The sequence below is a fragment of the Pseudomonas mosselii genome (assembly GCF_005796105.1).
Classification (GTDB): Bacteria; Pseudomonadota; Gammaproteobacteria; order Pseudomonadales; family Pseudomonadaceae; genus Aquipseudomonas; species Aquipseudomonas mosselii_C.
In genome coordinates this window covers 175,065-190,822 of sequence record NZ_VAUO01000002.1, presented here as the reverse complement: position 1 = coordinate 190,822, position 15,758 = coordinate 175,065, and the positions used below count along the sequence as shown (strand labels likewise).

Genomic DNA, 15,758 nt, shown 5'->3' with positions numbered 1-15,758 from the left:
GTTTTCTGCTGCGCGGCCTTGCCGATTCGATGCGATAGTCGCCCGCTGTTTGCCATTAGGCTGGCGGGTCGCAACGTGGATGAAACTCTCGCCAATGTCGGTGGGTCCACCTCATGTCGACACGATTTCCCGTGTCTTTAATGCAAGGAGTCATCCCATGAGTGGCACCAAGGATAAAGCGAAAGGCCTGGCCAACGAGGCGATCGGCAACATCAAACAGGGTGTGGGCAAGGTGACCGGTAACGACAAGCTGCGCGCCGAAGGCAAGGCCCAGGAGCTGAAGGGCGAGGCGCAGCAGGTCAAGGGTGATGTCAAGGATGCCGTGAAGAAGCCTTGACCCGCAGCGCCACCTCGCGGGGCCCCTCGCACCCATGCCAGCGGCGGGGCGGGTGTCCCTCGCGAGGTTTTTTCGACGCTGCACGGAGTCGTCACACTCGCTACGTGGTCTATTAGACTTGTCCGTATCGACAAGGCCTTCGCGTTCAGTCGGCCAGCCTCAACTGATGATCAAGCGGCGAAAGGAGACGCTATGATTTTCCCCGACCTGCGCGGCCTGCCTTTGCACCGTGTACTGGTGCGTACCGTCAAGGAATTCCTAGACGACGAGATGTCTACCTACGCCTCCGCGCTGGCCTATCAGATGTTGTTTTCGTTGTTCCCGTTCTTGTTGTTCCTGATTGCCCTGATCGGTTTTCTGCACCTGCCGGACTTCTTCTCCTGGCTGCGCCTGCAATCGGAACTGGTACTGCCGCCGCAAGCCCTGGAGCAGGTCAATCCGGTGATCGACCAATTGCAGCAGTCCAAGGGTGGATTGGTGTCGGTGGGTATCGTGATTGCCCTGTGGACCGCCTCGGCTGGCGTGCGCCTGATGATGAGCGCGATGAACGCTGCCTACGACGTACCTGAGGGGCGTCCGGTATGGAAGCGCATTCCGCTGTCGATCATCTATACCGTTGGCATTGCCGGTATGCTGCTGGCCGCCGCCGCACTGATGGTGCTCGGGCCCCAGGTGATGGAGTGGATCGCCGCTCAAGTCGGCTTGCAGGAGGCAGTGGTCACCGTATGGACCGTGCTGCGCTGGCCCGCGATCATCATCCTGATGATGGTGGCGGTGGCGCTGATCTACTACGTGATGCCCGATGTGAAGCAGAAATTCCGCTTCATCACACCAGGCTCGGTGTTGGCGGTGGTGGTATGGATCATCGCCTCGTTGGGCTTTGCCTATTACGTCAGGACGTTCGCCGACTACAACGCCATGTACGGCAGTATTGGGGCGATCATCGTGCTGCTGCTGTATTTCTACATCTCTGCTGCGGTACTGTTGCTCGGTGCCGAAATGAACGCGGTGATCGAGCACATGTCGGCCGAGGGCAAGAACCCCGGCGAGAAGGATTTCGACGACCGGCAGCCGACTGAGACCATCACCGTGCTCGGTCATGAACACCCCGCCCAACCCCATGAGTCCAGCCGCCCATGATCCATGACGTGCTCAAGATGGGCGACGAGCGCCTGTTGCGCATCGCCAAGCCCGTGCCGGAATCCATGCTCGGTACACCCGAGCTGCAGCGACTGATCGACGACATGTTCGAAACCATGGCGCATGTCGGCGGGGTTGGGCTGGCGGCGCCACAGATCGGTATCGACCTGCAACTGGTGATCTTCGGTTTCGAGCGTAGCGAGCGCTACCCGGATGCCGAGCCCGTGCCGCGTACCATCCTGCTCAACCCGGTGATCACTCCGCAGGTCACCGAGATGGAGGAAGGATGGGAGGGGTGTTTGTCAGTGCCTGGCTTGCGTGGTGTGGTGCCGCGTTACAAGCACATCAGCTACACCGGCATCGATCCAGCGGGTAATCCCATCGCGCGCTTCGCCGATGGCTTTCACGCACGGGTGGTGCAGCACGAGTGTGATCACTTGATCGGCCGGCTGTACCCCTCGCGCATCCAGGACTTCAGCCGCTTCGGCTACACCGAGGTGTTGTTCCCTGGGCTTGAAGTGCCCGAGGACTGACCGCCGACCAATGCCACCAGCGGTTTGCTGCGTTGATAACGGGCCAGGCGCGAGGCCAGGGCCTGGGGCAGTTGCTCGGTTTCGGTGAACCCCAGGCGTGCGTAGAGCGGCGTCAGCAGCGGGTCGCAGAACAGCCAGACTGGCCCGGGATTGGCCTGCAAAGCCGCTTTCAGCAGGCGCGAGGCCACCTGCCGGCCACGATGCGGCGGCGCAACGAACAGGCCAGTCAGCCAGTGCCCGGCAGCCACGGGCACCAGGTTCAGCCCTGCGACGATTTCATCTTCCCGTGCCACCCATTGCACACCCTCGCCAGCGGCGCGCATGCGCGAGCCGTGCTGACGGTAGAAGAGCGCCAGCAAGCGGCGTTGCGGTGCGGGAAGAGGGGCGCAGGTCAGCGTTGGCATGGCGAGTCCTGAGGCAGTGGCGGTGCGCTTTGTCGCAGATTGTTGCAAATCCCGCAAGGGTGAATATCCGACTTCGGGGTTCAACTATTCTGGCGCAGGCGTAGACTTTTTCTCATCCCCACTGCAATACGAAAGCGTGGGATCGGTACTTCGTGTCATCCCGTCAGTCGATGACAACTTCTCCGCGCCATTGACGGCATCAGAAGTCACACGATCAGCCATCAAGGTTCGCTACTCATGAAAACGTTACTGATTCTTGCATTGGTCGGTATGTCCTCGTTCGCCCTCGCCGATGAGGTCAAGCCCGCCAACTCAAAACCGGTGGTCGAGCAGTACGACTATTCCACCAACCTCGACATCAAGCGCGTGATCAACCTCTCGACCCTCCCCAACGTCTGCGATGTGGTCCCGGCCACGATGACGTACGAAGACCACCACGGCCAGGTGCACACGTTGCAGTACCGTGCCATGGGCGAGGGTTGCAGCCAGAGTTGAGGCCAGCCTGACCCTGCCGCCTCTTCGGGCTGCGTTGTCACGCAGAGCACTGATATCGCAAGCGCACCGCGTACCCCGTGCCAGGCGTGGTTGCGTCACTGGATCAGGTGTATTTTCAGCACATCCAGCCCCTGCTTGAGCTGTGCCCGGCTCGCTGCTGCGGACAGGCTGATCCTGATGGCCTGGGGGATTTGCGTGGACACGGCGAACACGCTGGCGGGGACTACCTCCACCCCTTGTTCACGGCACGCCGCCGCCACCTGCTCCGGGCTGCCTGAGGTCGCCACCCAGGCATGCGGTGACGGCTCGCCATCAGCGCGCATCGCAGACCCCAGCAACGTCCGCGCCAGCCGCCAGCGTTCGGCGATTTCCTGGCGTTGCCAGGTCAGCCGCCTGGCGGCGGTGCCGTCGGTGATCCATTGGCAGGCGATGCGCAGGTTCAGCGGTGAGACCGGCCAGTGGGTGGCCTGGGCATGCGGATCGATGCGTGCCAACACGTGCGGTTCTGCGACGATCCAGCCTAGGCGCAAGCCGGCGGCCACGGTCTTGGACAGGCTGCTGACCAGCACCCCACGCCCTTCCAGTAGCGGATACAACGGTGCCCGGTCGGTCAGCGCGCCGTACACATCGTCTTCGATCACCCGCAAATCGTAACGCCTGATCACCTGCGCCAAGGCCTGGCGGCGGCTTTCGCTCATGCAGGCGCCGGTGGGGTTGTGCAGGGTTGGCGTGGTCACCAGCACCCGTGCGCCGCTGGCGCGGGCCATGCGCTCCAGAGCCTCGGGGCGCAGGCCCTCGGCATCGAGTGCCACGCCATGTACCGGCAGGTGCAATTGGCGACAGGCCGCCTTGATACCTGGCGCGGTCAGGGCCTCGACCAGCACCGCTTCGCCCGCTTGGCACAGCGACTGCAACACGCTCATCAGCGCCTGCTGGGCACCGCCGCTCAAGGCTACCTCGTGCGGCGTCAGCTTCAGCCCCCGGCCGGCGAGCCAGCGCGCGCCGTGCACGCGCCCCAGGAGCAGTTGCTGCGGGCCCAGGTAGTGATCGAGCAGTGCGCTGTCGGCTTGATCGAGCAGGGCGCGCAGGCTGTCTTGCAGGTCGCTGTTGTGCGGGTCGACCACCGGCACGTTGGTCGACAGGTCGATCAGCCCGTGCCCTTGGCCTTGCTGTTTCAAGCGAAATAGCGTGGCTTCCTTGCTGCCCGCCAGCACGTAGGTGCCGCGGCCCACTTCGCCGGCTACCAGATGACGCGCTGCCGCCTCGCGATAGGCCTGCTGGGTGGTACTGGGGTTCAGCCCCAGTGCCCAGGCCAGGCGGCGTTGCGGTGGTAGGCGTTGGCCGACCGCCAGTTCGCCGTGTTCGATGGCGTTGGCGATGGCCGCGACCAGCGCCAGGTAGCGGGGCTGGCCATCGTCGGCCAGGGTAGGTATCCACACAATATTGTCGCCCATGCAATATATCGGTTGGCCCATACAATGCCCGGCGCTTAGCATCGGTTCAACCTCAGACCGATGAAGGATGCTCCTGATGTTCGACTTGTCCGCCCTGCGTGAAGCCGCCGCCTTCGTTCGCCAGCATGTCCCGCCTACCCCGCAGCACGCCTGGCCGTTGCTGGTCGAGCGGCTGGGCTGCCAGGTCTGGGTCAAGCACGAGAACCACGCGCCCACCGGGGCCTTCAAGGTGCGTGGCGGCTTGGTCTATGTCCGTTCGCTGCTGGCTGGTGGCGAGGTGCCGCGCGGGTTGGTCACCGCCACCCGTGGCAATCATGGCCAGAGCATGGCCCTGGCGGCACGTCAGGCGGGAGTGCCGTTGATCATCGTGGTGCCCGAAGGCAACTCGCGGGAGAAGAATGCCGCCATGCGCGCCCTGGGTGCGGAATTGGTCGAGCATGGCGTGGACTTCGATGTAGCGCGCGAGCAGGCCGCGCGGCTGGCCGAGGCACATGGCTATGCGATGGTGCCGTCGTTTCACCCAGAGCTGGTGCGCGGGGTCGCCACCTATGCGCTGGAACTGTTCGAGGCGGTTGCTGATCTGGATTGCGTGTATGTGCCGATAGGCATGGGTTCGGGCATTTGCGGTTTGATTCAGGCGCGCAACCTGCTGGGGCTGCGTACCGAAATCGTCGGCGTGGTGTCGCAGGCTGCGGATGCCTACGCACAGAGTTTCAAGCTGGGCCGCATCGTCACCACCGACAGCGCCGACACCTTCGCCGATGGCATGGCCTGCCGCGTGCCACACCCGGAGGCATTCGCTCTGGTACGCGAGCATGCGGCGCGTATCGTACGGGTCAGCGATGCCGAGATCGGCGCTGCTATGCGCCTGTATCACGAAACCACCCATAACACCGCCGAAGGGGCAGGGGCTGCGGCATTGGCTGCGCTGATGCAGGAGCGCGAGCATCAGGCCGGCAAGCGGGTGGCGGTGGTCCTCAGCGGGGCGAACGTTGACCGCGCCGTGTATGCCCGAGTGCTTGCCCAGTAGAACGCACTGGGCCGTGGTTGGCACAAAGGGGGCGTTATTCCCTACAATCGCCGCTCCCTTTTGCCTACCTGAGTGTGTGATGCCTTTCTCGAATGGATTCCTGCTTAGCCTTTCCCTGTGTCTGGACATCGGTATCGCCAACATCGCGATGATCACCCTGGCCATGCAGCGCGGGTTCCTCCAGGGCTTCTGGCTGGGCTTGGGCACCTGCGTGGGCGATCTGGTGTACGCCGTCGCTGCCCTGGCCGGGATGACCGTGCTGTTGCAGTTCGAGAGCGTACGCTGGGGATTGTGGCTGGGCGGATCGGCTTTGCTGGTGTGGTTTGCCTTTAAGATGCTACTGGCGGCCTGGCGTGGCGGACACCTCGAGGCGCGCGCTGAGGTGGTGATCGAGTCAGGCTGGCGCGAGTTCTTGCGCGGCATCTTCCTGGCCATGTCTTCGCCAACGGCCATCCTCTGGTTCGCGGCGGTGGGGGGCGTGTTGATCTCGCGCTCCGGCGGTGGCAGTGCCATGGACGCCGGTTTGTTCCTGGCGGGCTTTTTCGCTGCCGGGCTGGTCTGGTGCATGACCCTGTGCGGTGTCGCCAGTCACGGTGGGCGCCTGCTGGGTGACCGTTTGCTGACCTGGTCGTACCTGCTGTCGGCGGCGATCTTCTGCTATTTCGCAGGTTACGTGATCATTTCCGGTTATCGCGAGTTCATTCTGGCAGCCCCAGGGTTGTAAGCGGCGCAGTTGCACCGGCAACTGGGCAATGTCGAGCAGGCCCGCCAGGCGTGGCAACAGGCGCTGGCGCGACAGGGGCGTGAGCTGCGTATATCGAGCATTGTCTGCCGCGCCCGGGCTGAGCGCTGGATCGCAGGGGCGTCCGGCAGCCACCGTGCGCCCTGCGACCGGGCGTAATTAGCTGGCGACGAAGTTCGGTGGGCTGACCAATTCGACGGTTTGCTGTTTGCGCGGCGCGAGGATTTCGGCCTCGCCTTCGACTACCAGTTCGTCGTTCTGGTTGTACACGTTGGTGGCGATGCGCACCTTGAACTTGGGCAGCTTCTCGAGAATTTCCAGGCGTACGGTCAGGCTGTCGCCGATTTTCACCGGCTTTTGAAAGCTCATTTTCTGGCCCAGGTAGATGGTGCCAGGGCCTGGCAGGGTGCAGGCCACGGCGGCGCTGATCAGCGCGCCACTGAACATGCCGTGGGCGATACGCTCGCGGAACATGCTCTTGGCGGCAAATTCGGCATCCAGGTGCACCGGGTTGTGGTCACCGGACATCGCGGCGAACAGCTGGATGTCGCGCTCTTCAACGGACTTCTTGTATTCGGCTTTCTGGCCGACTTCGAGGGCTTCGTAAGGCGTGTTGGTGACCTGAGTCATCGGGGCTTCCTTGGAGGGTGGGCGAGGGCGCCGATCATTCGCTGCGGGTAGGGCGGCCAAGGGCCAGCGCCTGTTCCAGCCAGCCGATGATATCGGCGGTAACCTCATCGCGATGGGTTTCATTGAGCACTTCATGCCGCGCGCCGTGGTACAGGCGCAGTTGCACGTGGCGGTTGCCGGTCGCGCGCAGGGCGTCGGCCAGATGGGTGAGACGCTTGCCGGCACTCACCGGATCACATTCGCCGCCAATCACCAGTATCGGCAGGTTCGGGTCGATCTGCGCCAACGACCTTGGCTGGCTGATCTGCGTCAGGCCTTGAAGCAGGTCGAGCCACAGCTGGTTGCGGCAGCGAAAGCCGCAGAGCGGATCAGCGATGTAGGTGTCGACCTCGGCCGGGTCGCGGCTGAGCCAGTCGAACGCGGTCCGGTTGGGCTTGAAGGCCTTGTTGAAGGCGCCGAACGACAGCCAGTCGATCAACGCACTCTGACCCATGGGCCCTTGGCGCCAGGTTTCCAGGCGAGCGATCAGCCGCGCGGCGCGGTACAGCGCAGGCGGCTGGAAATTCGAGCCGCTGAGGATCGCCCCTTGCAGGCTGGCGCTGTGGTGCAGCAGGTAGGCCTGGGCAATGTAGCTGCCCATGCTGTGGCCGAATAAAAACAGCGGTGTGGCGGGGAACTGTTGGCCGATGTGCTGAGCCAGCACCCCCAGTTCGTTGACCACGGCATTCCAGCCATTGTGCGCGGCGAACAAGCCCAGGCTGCCGAGTTCGGCGGTGCGCCCATGGCCCCGTTGGTCGTGGGCCAGCAACGCGTAGCCGGCGGTATTCAGCGCATGGCCCAGGCGTTGGTAGCGATTGGCATGCTCGGCCATGCCATGGGCCAGCAACACCACGGCCTTGACCGGCCGGGACGGCAGCCACTGGTGCACGTACAGGCTGCAATGCTCGCTGGCAGGTAGCCAGAAGGCGTCATGGGGCATGGCGGGTCCTTGCACGCGGGGGATGGATCAACAGTGTATGCGCAAAGCGCGAGATTGCAGGAAGGGCACAAATAAGATTCACAATGTTAATGGCGGCATCTGGCGTATTTGCCACCTGGGGGGGACCTGCTAACGTCGGCTCAACGCCTTTTTGCCATACGGCAATCTGGTCAGGGACGGTCCCGGCAGAGGAACAAGAATAAATGCAAGCCGATTTCTGGAACGACAAGCGCCCGGTGGGCGTACCCTCCACCCTCGATATGACGGCCTATGCCTCGGTGGTCGACGTCTTCGAGCGCTCCTGCAAGCGCTTCGCCGACCGCCCAGCCTTCAGCAACCTGGGTGTAACCCTGAGCTACGCCGAACTCGAACGCCATTCGGCCGCCTTCGCCGCCTGGCTACAGCACAACACCGACCTGGTGCCGGGTGATCGCATCGCGGTGCAGATGCCCAATGTGTTGCAGTACCCCATCGCCGTGTTCGGCGCCATGCGCGCAGGGCTGGTGGTGGTCAACACCAACCCGCTGTACACCGAGCGCGAGATGCGCCACCAGTTCAAGGACGCCGGCGCACGTGCCTTGGTGTACCTGAACATGTTCGGCAGCCGGGTCCAGGCGGTGTTGCCGGACACCGACATCGAGTACCTGATCGAGGCGAAGATGGGCGACTTGCTGCCGAGCGCCAAGGGCTGGCTGGTCAACACGCTCGTCGACAAGCTGAAAAAGATGGTTCCGGCCTATAGCTTGCCCCAGGCCGTGTCGTTCAAGCAGGTGCTGCGCCAAGGTGCGGGCCTTTCGCATCGCGCAGTGGCGCGCACCCTGGATGACGTCGCGGTGTTGCAATACACCGGCGGTACCACGGGGCTGGCCAAGGGCGCGATGCTCACCCACGGCAATCTGGTGGCCAACATGCTCCAGGTCCTGGCGTGCTTCGCCCAGCATGGGCCAGATGGCCAGCCACTGATCAAGGAAGGGCAGGAGGTAATGATCGCGCCGCTGCCGCTGTACCACATCTATGCGTTCACAGCGAACTGCATGTGCATGATGGTCACCGGCAACCACAACGTACTGATCACCAACCCGCGGGATATTCCAGGCTTCATCAAGGAGCTGGGCAAGTGGCGGTTTTCGGCGTTGTTGGGGCTGAACACATTGTTCGTCGCACTGATGGACCACCCAGGCTTCAAAGCGTTGGATTTCTCGGCACTCAAGGTCACCAACTCTGGCGGCACTGCGCTGGTCAAGGCCACCGCCGAACGCTGGGAGACACTGACCGGTTGTCGCATCGTCGAGGGCTACGGCCTTACCGAAACCTCGCCGGTCGCCAGCACCAATCCCTATGGCCAATTGGCGCGGCTGGGCACCGTGGGCATTCCGGTGGTGGGGACGGCGTTCAAGGTAATCGACGATGACGGCAACGAGCAGCCGCTGGGGGAGCGTGGCGAGCTGTGCATCAAGGGCCCGCAGGTGATGAAAGGCTACTGGCAGCAGCCCGAGGCCACCGCCCAGGCGCTTGATACGCAGGGCTGGTTCCGTACCGGCGACATCGCGGTGATCGACCCGGACGGCTATACCCGCATCGTCGACCGCAAGAAAGACATGATCATCGTCTCGGGCTTCAACGTGTACCCCAACGAAATCGAGGATGTGGTGATGAATCACCCACAGGTGGCCAGTTGCGCAGCCATCGGCGTGCCGGACGAGCGCTCGGGCGAGGCGGTCAAGTTGTTCGTGGTGCCCAGGGCAGGAGGGGTCAGCGTGGATGAACTCAAAGCCTACTGCAAAGCCAATTTCACCGGCTACAAGGTGCCTAAGCATATCGTGCTGCGTGATTCACTGCCCATGACGCCCGTGGGCAAGATCCTGCGCCGCGAGTTGCGCGATATCGCCTGAAACAGCTGCAAGCGGTAAGTTGCAAGCCTCAAGCTGGAGCGCGTTTTGGCTCTGGCTTGCCGCTTGGAGCTGATTGTTTGGATCTCTTGTATAAATACTCTAAAAATGACCTGAATCATTCTTTGAGTCATTTTTGTGACCGTAAGGCCTGTTTCGGCCTCTAGGCGACCCCAGGCAAAGCTGTTACTCTCGGCGCGCTTTCCGAGGATCCGGTTTGCAATGAGCCGGGCTTCCATATCAATAATAAGCGCATCGACGCGTACCGAATTCGCTGTTGCTGAAGGAGCGGGCTTCCATGATCGAACATTTTTGGAAGGATAAGTACCCTGCCGGGGTCACGGCGGACATCAATCCTGACGAATTCCCCAATATCCAGGCCGTACTCAAGCAATCCTGCCATCGTTTTGCTGACAAACCTGCCTTTAGCAACCTGGGCAAGACCCTCACCTATGGCGAGCTGTACACCCTGTCCGGTGCGTTCGCCGCGTGGCTGCAGCAGCACACCGACCTCAAGCCAGGCGATCGCATCGCCGTGCAGTTGCCCAACGTCCTGCAATATCCTGTCGCGGTGTTCGGCGCCATGCGCGCTGGGTTGATCGTGGTCAACACCAACCCGCTGTATACCGCGCGGGAAATGGAGCACCAGTTCAACGACTCCGGCGCCAAGGCGCTGGTATGCCTGGCCAACATGGCGCACCTGGCCGAGAAGGTGGTGCCCAAGACCCAGGTCAAGCATGTGATTGTCACCGAAGTGGCCGACCTGCTGCCACCGCTCAAGCGCTTGTTGATCAACAGCGTGATCAAGTACGTGAAGAAAATGGTGCCTGCCTACAACCTGCCCAAGGCCGTGCGCTTCAATGACGCCCTGGCCCTGGGCAAGGGGGGGGCGGTCACCGAGGCCAACCCGCAAGCGGACGATGTGGCTGTGTTGCAGTACACCGGCGGCACCACTGGGGTGGCCAAGGGCGCGATGCTAACCCACCGCAACCTGGTGGCCAACATGCTGCAATGCCGTGCGCTGATGGGCGCCAACCTGCACGAAGGTTGCGAAATCCTCATCACCCCGTTGCCGCTTTACCACATCTACGCGTTCACCTTCCATTGCATGGCCATGATGCTGATCGGCAACCATAACGTGTTGATCAGCAACCCGCGTGATCTGCCGGCCATGGTCAAGGAACTGAGCAAGTGGAAGTTCAGCGGTTTCGTCGGGCTCAACACCCTGTTCGTCGCCTTGTGCAACAACGAGGCATTCCGCGCCCTGGATTTCTCCGCGCTGAAGATCACCCTGTCTGGCGGCATGGCGCTGCAATTGAGTGTGGCTGAGCGCTGGAAGGCCGTTACCGGCTGCGCTATCTGCGAGGGCTACGGCATGACCGAGACCAGCCCGGTGGCGGCGGTCAACCCGGCCGAGGCCAACCAGGTGGGCACCATCGGTATCCCGGTGCCGTCGACCCTGTGCAAGATCATCGACGACAACGGCCAGGAGCTGCCGCTGGGCGAAATCGGCGAGCTGTGCGTCAAGGGGCCGCAGGTGATGAAGGGCTACTGGCAGCGCGAAGAGGCCACCGCCGAAATCCTCGACAGCAACGGTTGGCTGAAAACCGGCGATATCGCCCTGATCCAGCCGGACGGCTACATGCGTATCGTCGACCGCAAGAAGGACATGATCCTGGTCTCGGGCTTCAACGTGTACCCCAATGAACTCGAAGACGTGCTCGCTGCCCTGCCGGGCGTGCTGCAGTGCGCGGCCATCGGTGTGCCGGACGAAAAATCCGGCGAGGTGATCAAGGTGTTCATCGTGGTCAAGCCGGGCATGACCCTGACCAAGGAGCAGGTGATGGAGCACATGCGTGCCAATGTCACCGGCTACAAGGTACCCAAGTCCATCGAGTTCCGCGACGTCTTGCCGACCACCAACGTGGGTAAGATCCTGCGGCGTGAGTTGCGCGACGAAGAGCTGAAGAAACAGGGCTTGAAGAAGATCGCCTGATCCGGGCTTGTCGCTGAAATCCTGGGGCTGCTTTGCGGCCCTTCCCGGTCGGTCCGGCGCCAGAACCTCGCAGCCCCCTGTAGGAGCGGCCTTGTGCCGCGAAAGGGCCGCAAAGCGGCCCCAGGATTTCAGCCATAGCAAAATTGATGGGGTGTCACGCGCCCCGTTCGCGATACCACGGCGCGCTACCTCAGCGCAGCTTTTCAAGCATTTGGTAGTACCACATCCCCGCCGCCAGCAGCGGATTGCCCAGCACATCTCCCATCGGCACCTTGATGTGCTTGCAGCCTGCAAAGGTATCGAACTTTTCCAACGTGCCAGTCAGTGCCTCGGCCATGATCTCGCCCATGATGTGGCTGGTGGCGATGCCGTGGCCTGAATAGCCCTGGCAGTACCAGACGTTGTCCGACAGCTTGCCCAACTGTGGAATGCGGTTGACCACGATCCCCATCGCGCAGCTCCACTTGAATTCGATCGGCACGCCTTTGAGCGCTGGGAAAGTGCGTTCGATGCACGGTCGCAGCTCGGCCTCGATGTCTCGCGAATCACGCCCGGAATAGTTGGCGCCGCCGCCGAACAGCAGGCGCTTGTCGGCGGTCAGGCGGTAGTAGTCGAGCACGAAGCGGCAGTCATACACCGCCAGGTCCTGCGGGTTGATCTGCGCGGCCAGCTCGCCCAAGGGCGCGGTGGTGACGATGCCGCCCATGGCCGGGAAGATCTTGCCCTTGAGCTGGCGCTTTTCCAGCTTGTGGTACACGTCGCCGGCGAGCATCACCTGGCGGGCGTTGATGCGCCCGTGGCGGGTGACCACGGCTGGGCGCGCGCCGTGCACTATTTCCAGGACCTCGGAGTGCTCGAAGATCAGCGCCCCGAGGCTTTGCGCGGCGCGCGCTTCGCCCAGGCACAAGTTGAGCGGATGCAGGTGCAGGTTGCGCAGGTTCTTTAGTGCACCCAGGTACAGCGGGCTTTGCAGGTGCGTGGCCATGGCCGCACGGTCGAGTAGTTGCACCTGATCGCCCATGCCGCGCCGCTCTGCCTCTGCGTACGCTGCCTTGAGTTCGTTCATGTGCGAGGATTTCATCGCCGCATGCAGGTGGCCATGCTTGAGGTCGCAGTCGATGGCGTAGCGGGCCACCCGCTGTTCGATGATTTGGTGCCCGCGCCAGCGCAGGTGCCAGATGAAATCATCCACCTCGTTGCCTAGGCGCTGGCGCATTTGCGTGCGCATGGCCTCGTCGCCCGACAGGCTACCGGTGACCTGCCCGCCGTTGCGCCCGCTGGCGCCCCAGCCGATGCGGTGGGTTTCGACGATGGCGACTTTCAGGCCGCGCTCGGCCAGCTCCACGGCTGTGGCGACGCCAGTGAAGCCGCCGCCGATGATCGCAACGTCCACCTCCTGCGTGCCCTTGAGCGTGGGGTAGACGGTGCTGTCGTTAAGGGTGGCGGTGTAGTAGGACGGCGCGCGTTGGGCGCTGTCGGTATTGATTGCTGCGTTCATGAGTAGTCCTTGTTGTAGTACGCGGGCTCAGGCCTGATGCAGGTACCAGCGCCAGTCCTGTTCACCGACCTCGGCCATGAACTGGCGGTACTCGGCCTGCTTGACCTTCAGGTACACGTCGACGAAGGCCTTGCCCAGCGCTTCCCTGGCCCAGGTCGAATGCTCCAGTGCATCGAGTGTGGTGAGCCAGTCGGTGGGCAGCTGCTCGGTGGCCTGGGCGTAGCCGTTGCCTTCGACCGGTGCGCCGGGATCGAGCTGTTCGCGGATGCCCTGGTGGCTGGCGGCGAGGATTGCTGCAGCGGCCAGGTAAGGGTTGGCGTCGGCCCCGCAGATGCGGTGTTCCACATGCCGGGTGTGGGCCGGACCACCTGGCACGCGCAGGCTCACCGTGCGGTTGTCCACGCCCCAAGTGGGCGCCAGCGGCGCGTAGCTGTTGGCCTGGAAGCGTCGGTAGGAGTTGGCGTTGGGGCAGAACAGCAACAGCGATTCGCGTAAGTGACGGAGCATGCCACCGACCGCCTGGCGCAGCAGCGCGGTGCCGGCTGCCTCGCTGCTGGCGAACAGGTTGTTGCCTTCGGCGTCCGCCAGGCTCAGGTGCATGTGCATGCCGGTGCCGGCCAACTGGGCGAACGGTTTAGCCATGAAGCAGGCCTGCATGCCGTGGGCGTTGGCCACGCCCTTGACCAGACGCTTGTAGCGCACGGCTTGGTCCATCGCCGCGAGCGCGTCGCCGTGTTCCAAGGTGATCTCCACCTGGCCGGGGGCGTATTCGGAAATCGCCGTGCGCGCCGGAATGCCTTGCGCCTTGCAGGCGGCGTAGAGATCGGCCAGGAACGGCTCGATCTGCTCAAGCTCACGCAGGCCGTACACCTGCGTGGTGCGTGGCCTGCCGCCATCGCGGTCCAGCGCCGGTTGCGGCCGACCATCGGCATCGCGCTGCTGGTCGAGCAGGTAGAACTCCAGCTCGCAGGCCATCACCGGATGGTAGCCGTCGGACTTGAGGGCATCGATGGTGCGGATCAGCACATGGCGCGGGTCGGCGATGCTCGCAGGCAGCCCTTCGCTGGGGTGCATGCTGACCTGTACGGCGGCCGTCGGCACGCGGCGCCAGGGCAGGCGCACCAGGCTGTCTGCGAGGGGGTAGGCGCGGCAATCGATATCGCCGACGTCCCACACCAGGCCCGAATTCTCCACGTCGTCGCCGTTGAGGGTCAGGCCCAGGATGGTGCTGGGCAGCGGGCGCCCGCTGTCGAACACCGCCAGCAGTTCGTCACGGTGCAGCAGCTTGCCGCGGGGGACGCCGTTGGCGTCGAGGATGAACAGTTCGATCAGCTCGATATCGGGATTTTCGGCCAGGAAGCGTCTGGCCTGCTCTGCAGGAGCAAAGTGCATGATGGGTTCGCTCGCGCCCACGGGCGCATGGGACCGCCTGCCAAGCAGGTGCGGTCGGACTGAAAGACCGGCGCAGGTGGCCGGAACGGGTCAGTGCAGGGCGGGCGAGGTGTCCGGTGGGCGCGCGTGGCGGCAATGCCACAGGGCCCAGAAGGCGAGGATGATATGCACCAGCGGATTCTCGCCGGCACGCGCCCTGGCCTTCGGCAGCGAAGGGTGGGGCAGTAGGCGGGCAATCAGCGGGTCGGGGAGCATGAATCGATACTCACATGGGGCGTAAGGTTGATTAAAGCAGTGAATGGCGACGTTCATTCCGGTGTGAGCTAAACATTGGCAAGGTTTGCCCGTCGCTTCACTTTAGCTTAGGAAGCCTCCCACAGCTTTATCGGACCTAGGCTAGTTTGCAGGGCTAGTGCTAGAGGTGAAAGTCCCTACGTTCTGCAGAATAGGCAAGCGACAGGGACAGCCATGCGAGCACAGAGGACTTATCAGGTAGTTGCACATCACGCGATCGTCTTCGATGTCAGCGAGTTCGTCATCCAGCCAGGGGAATGTTGTCAAATTCGGCAAACGAGCCTGCCGTGGGTGCATGCCGGACACTATCGGATTGTTGAAAAAATGGCGGAGCTTTAGGACCGGATGCTGGCAGGGCAGCGGCCCTGCCATATGACGGTTGCAGTATCACGCCCGTTAACTCGTCAGCAGGGAGACAGCCTCAATCAGCAGCGATACAGGGTTTCGGGCATTTTCAGCAGCGCAGCGGGAAAAGCGACGGCTGATGTTGCGATAGCTATGGCAGGTGGGCCTGCGGGAGCGGTCGCAGGGATCGCTGTCACCGGTGCTGTGGCCTGGTTGATTCAGAATAAAATTCCTACTTTTCATGCTGGGGATGTGCTGGCATCACTATCAGCCACTGTGAAGGGCGGTATTGGTCCTCAATTCAGCAGCCTGATGTTGATTATCTGAAGGGGGGGCGGATATGTGGGTGCTTTATGCTATTTGCTATGCTCTCGTGGTCGGCACGTTAGTCGACTGGGCATGCCGGTCAAGGTGCATCAGGCTTTTTCTTTACATCGTGTTCAGCGTCACAGGGATCACTGCTTGTACTCAACTGGGTGAAGAGCAGTTCCTGCAACTTGATGGTATTGGCTGGTCAGCTTTTTTCATGGCAATCGCTACCCCGTTGCTATTCAAGCGTTCCCGCTATTTCGAGCGTGATCGTGACTGATGGTTGGCATG

General features: G+C 62.8%; 17 protein-coding genes. 10 read left to right on the top strand and 7 right to left on the bottom strand.

Going from position 1 to position 15,758, the window contains the following annotated elements:
- The first annotated feature begins 157 nt into the window (after positions 1 to 157).
- From FEM01_RS05785 to def, 3 genes are all read left to right on the top strand, one after another.
- On the top strand, positions 158 to 337 hold the full coding sequence (locus tag FEM01_RS05785; RefSeq protein WP_138218339.1) for a CsbD family protein: 180 nt from the start codon (positions 158 to 160) through the stop codon (positions 335 to 337).
- A gap of 192 nt (positions 338 to 529) precedes the next feature.
- Positions 530 to 1,477: a YihY/virulence factor BrkB family protein gene (locus tag FEM01_RS05780; protein ID WP_138218338.1), complete on the top strand. Its 948-nt coding sequence runs from the start codon at positions 530 to 532 to the stop codon at positions 1,475 to 1,477.
- Positions 1,474 to 2,010, top strand: a complete 537-nt coding sequence (def, locus tag FEM01_RS05775; protein ID WP_138218337.1) for a peptide deformylase — start codon at positions 1,474 to 1,476, stop codon at positions 2,008 to 2,010. The genes FEM01_RS05780 and def overlap by 4 nt, the downstream gene beginning before the upstream one ends.
- Here def and FEM01_RS05770 read toward each other — a convergent pair.
- Positions 1,965 to 2,414: a GNAT family N-acetyltransferase gene (locus tag FEM01_RS05770; RefSeq protein ID WP_171030913.1), complete on the bottom strand. Its 450-nt coding sequence runs from the start codon at positions 2,412 to 2,414 to the stop codon at positions 1,965 to 1,967. The two genes, def and FEM01_RS05770, sit on opposite strands and share 46 nt — an antisense overlap.
- Positions 2,415 to 2,651: 237 nt before the next feature.
- Here FEM01_RS05770 and FEM01_RS05765 point away from each other — a divergent pair, with 237 nt between their 5' ends.
- Positions 2,652 to 2,909, top strand: coding sequence for a DUF2790 domain-containing protein (locus FEM01_RS05765; protein WP_138218336.1), 258 nt, complete (start codon positions 2,652 to 2,654; stop codon positions 2,907 to 2,909).
- 95 nt (positions 2,910 to 3,004) lie between these two features.
- Here the strand turns inward: FEM01_RS05765 and FEM01_RS05760 are convergent, their stop codons facing one another.
- Positions 3,005 to 4,363, bottom strand: a complete 1,359-nt coding sequence (locus tag FEM01_RS05760) for a PLP-dependent aminotransferase family protein (RefSeq protein WP_138218335.1) — start codon at positions 4,361 to 4,363, stop codon at positions 3,005 to 3,007.
- A 76-nt stretch (positions 4,364 to 4,439) separates the two neighbouring features.
- On the opposite strand from FEM01_RS05760, the gene FEM01_RS05755 reads away from it, so the two are divergent.
- Positions 4,440 to 5,393 (top strand): threonine dehydratase, encoded by a 954-nt coding sequence (locus tag FEM01_RS05755; RefSeq protein ID WP_138218334.1) that lies wholly within the window; start codon positions 4,440 to 4,442, stop codon positions 5,391 to 5,393.
- A 79-nt stretch (positions 5,394 to 5,472) separates the two neighbouring features.
- Complete coding sequence (locus FEM01_RS05750; protein ID WP_138218333.1) at positions 5,473 to 6,117, top strand: LysE family translocator; 645 nt, start codon at positions 5,473 to 5,475, stop codon at positions 6,115 to 6,117.
- Positions 6,118 to 6,294: 177 nt separating this feature from the next.
- On the opposite strand, the gene FEM01_RS05745 is transcribed toward FEM01_RS05750, so the two are convergent.
- Together FEM01_RS05745 and FEM01_RS05740 are read right to left on the bottom strand one after the other, a co-directional pair.
- Positions 6,295 to 6,765 (bottom strand): MaoC family dehydratase, encoded by a 471-nt coding sequence (locus tag FEM01_RS05745; protein ID WP_138218332.1) that lies wholly within the window; start codon positions 6,763 to 6,765, stop codon positions 6,295 to 6,297.
- Between the two features lie 34 nt (positions 6,766 to 6,799).
- Positions 6,800 to 7,744 (bottom strand): alpha/beta hydrolase, encoded by a 945-nt coding sequence (locus FEM01_RS05740; protein ID WP_138218331.1) that lies wholly within the window; start codon positions 7,742 to 7,744, stop codon positions 6,800 to 6,802.
- 203 nt (positions 7,745 to 7,947) lie between these two features.
- Here FEM01_RS05740 and fadD2 point away from each other — a divergent pair, with 203 nt between their 5' ends.
- Positions 7,948 to 9,636 (top strand): long-chain-fatty-acid--CoA ligase FadD2, encoded by a 1,689-nt coding sequence (fadD2, locus tag FEM01_RS05735; protein ID WP_138218330.1) that lies wholly within the window; start codon positions 7,948 to 7,950, stop codon positions 9,634 to 9,636.
- 295 nt (positions 9,637 to 9,931) lie between these two features.
- A complete protein-coding gene (fadD1, locus tag FEM01_RS05730) occupies positions 9,932 to 11,629 on the top strand; it encodes a long-chain-fatty-acid--CoA ligase FadD1 (RefSeq protein WP_138218329.1) in 1,698 nt (565 codons plus the stop codon).
- Between the two features lie 190 nt (positions 11,630 to 11,819).
- Here the strand turns inward: fadD1 and FEM01_RS05725 are convergent, their stop codons facing one another.
- From FEM01_RS05725 to FEM01_RS24140, 3 genes are all read right to left on the bottom strand, one after another.
- Positions 11,820 to 13,127 (bottom strand): NAD(P)/FAD-dependent oxidoreductase, encoded by a 1,308-nt coding sequence (locus FEM01_RS05725; protein WP_138218328.1) that lies wholly within the window; start codon positions 13,125 to 13,127, stop codon positions 11,820 to 11,822.
- A gap of 27 nt (positions 13,128 to 13,154) precedes the next feature.
- Positions 13,155 to 14,519 (bottom strand): glutamine synthetase family protein, encoded by a 1,365-nt coding sequence (locus FEM01_RS05720; protein ID WP_138218327.1) that lies wholly within the window; start codon positions 14,517 to 14,519, stop codon positions 13,155 to 13,157.
- A gap of 90 nt (positions 14,520 to 14,609) precedes the next feature.
- Positions 14,610 to 14,774 (bottom strand): hypothetical protein, encoded by a 165-nt coding sequence (locus FEM01_RS24140; protein ID WP_171030912.1) that lies wholly within the window; start codon positions 14,772 to 14,774, stop codon positions 14,610 to 14,612.
- Between the two features lie 411 nt (positions 14,775 to 15,185).
- On the opposite strand from FEM01_RS24140, the gene FEM01_RS05715 reads away from it, so the two are divergent.
- Positions 15,186 to 15,485, top strand: a complete 300-nt coding sequence (locus FEM01_RS05715; protein ID WP_138218326.1) for a hypothetical protein — start codon at positions 15,186 to 15,188, stop codon at positions 15,483 to 15,485.
- 13 nt (positions 15,486 to 15,498) lie between these two features.
- A complete protein-coding gene (locus FEM01_RS05710; protein ID WP_138218325.1) occupies positions 15,499 to 15,747 on the top strand; it encodes a hypothetical protein in 249 nt (82 codons plus the stop codon).
- Positions 15,748 to 15,758: the final 11 nt, after the last annotated feature.

Excerpts from the sequence above, each read along its gene's own strand:
- FEM01_RS24140 (WP_171030912.1), bottom strand. The coding sequence starts at position 14,774 with ATGCTCCCCGACCCGCTGATTGCCCGCCTACTGCCCCACCCTTCGCTG.
- FEM01_RS05785 (WP_138218339.1), top strand. The coding sequence starts at position 158 with ATGAGTGGCACCAAGGATAAAGCGAAAGGCCTGGCCAACGAGGCGATC.
- FEM01_RS05740 (WP_138218331.1), bottom strand. The coding sequence starts at position 7,744 with ATGCCCCATGACGCCTTCTGGCTACCTGCCAGCGAGCATTGCAGCCTG.
- FEM01_RS05760 (WP_138218335.1), bottom strand. The coding sequence starts at position 4,363 with ATGGGCGACAATATTGTGTGGATACCTACCCTGGCCGACGATGGCCAG.
- FEM01_RS05725 (WP_138218328.1), bottom strand. The coding sequence starts at position 13,127 with ATGAACGCAGCAATCAATACCGACAGCGCCCAACGCGCGCCGTCCTAC.
- fadD1 (WP_138218329.1), top strand. The coding sequence starts at position 9,932 with ATGATCGAACATTTTTGGAAGGATAAGTACCCTGCCGGGGTCACGGCG.
- FEM01_RS05715 (WP_138218326.1), top strand. The coding sequence starts at position 15,186 with ATGACGGTTGCAGTATCACGCCCGTTAACTCGTCAGCAGGGAGACAGC.
- FEM01_RS05720 (WP_138218327.1), bottom strand. The coding sequence starts at position 14,519 with ATGCACTTTGCTCCTGCAGAGCAGGCCAGACGCTTCCTGGCCGAAAAT.
- FEM01_RS05765 (WP_138218336.1), top strand. The coding sequence starts at position 2,652 with ATGAAAACGTTACTGATTCTTGCATTGGTCGGTATGTCCTCGTTCGCC.
- fadD2 (WP_138218330.1), top strand. The coding sequence starts at position 7,948 with ATGCAAGCCGATTTCTGGAACGACAAGCGCCCGGTGGGCGTACCCTCC.
- FEM01_RS05755 (WP_138218334.1), top strand. The coding sequence starts at position 4,440 with ATGTTCGACTTGTCCGCCCTGCGTGAAGCCGCCGCCTTCGTTCGCCAG.
- FEM01_RS05710 (WP_138218325.1), top strand. The coding sequence starts at position 15,499 with ATGTGGGTGCTTTATGCTATTTGCTATGCTCTCGTGGTCGGCACGTTA.
- FEM01_RS05780 (WP_138218338.1), top strand. The coding sequence starts at position 530 with ATGATTTTCCCCGACCTGCGCGGCCTGCCTTTGCACCGTGTACTGGTG.
- FEM01_RS05745 (WP_138218332.1), bottom strand. The coding sequence starts at position 6,765 with ATGACTCAGGTCACCAACACGCCTTACGAAGCCCTCGAAGTCGGCCAG.
- def (WP_138218337.1), top strand. The coding sequence starts at position 1,474 with ATGATCCATGACGTGCTCAAGATGGGCGACGAGCGCCTGTTGCGCATC.
- FEM01_RS05750 (WP_138218333.1), top strand. The coding sequence starts at position 5,473 with ATGCCTTTCTCGAATGGATTCCTGCTTAGCCTTTCCCTGTGTCTGGAC.
- FEM01_RS05770 (WP_171030913.1), bottom strand. The coding sequence starts at position 2,414 with ATGCCAACGCTGACCTGCGCCCCTCTTCCCGCACCGCAACGCCGCTTG.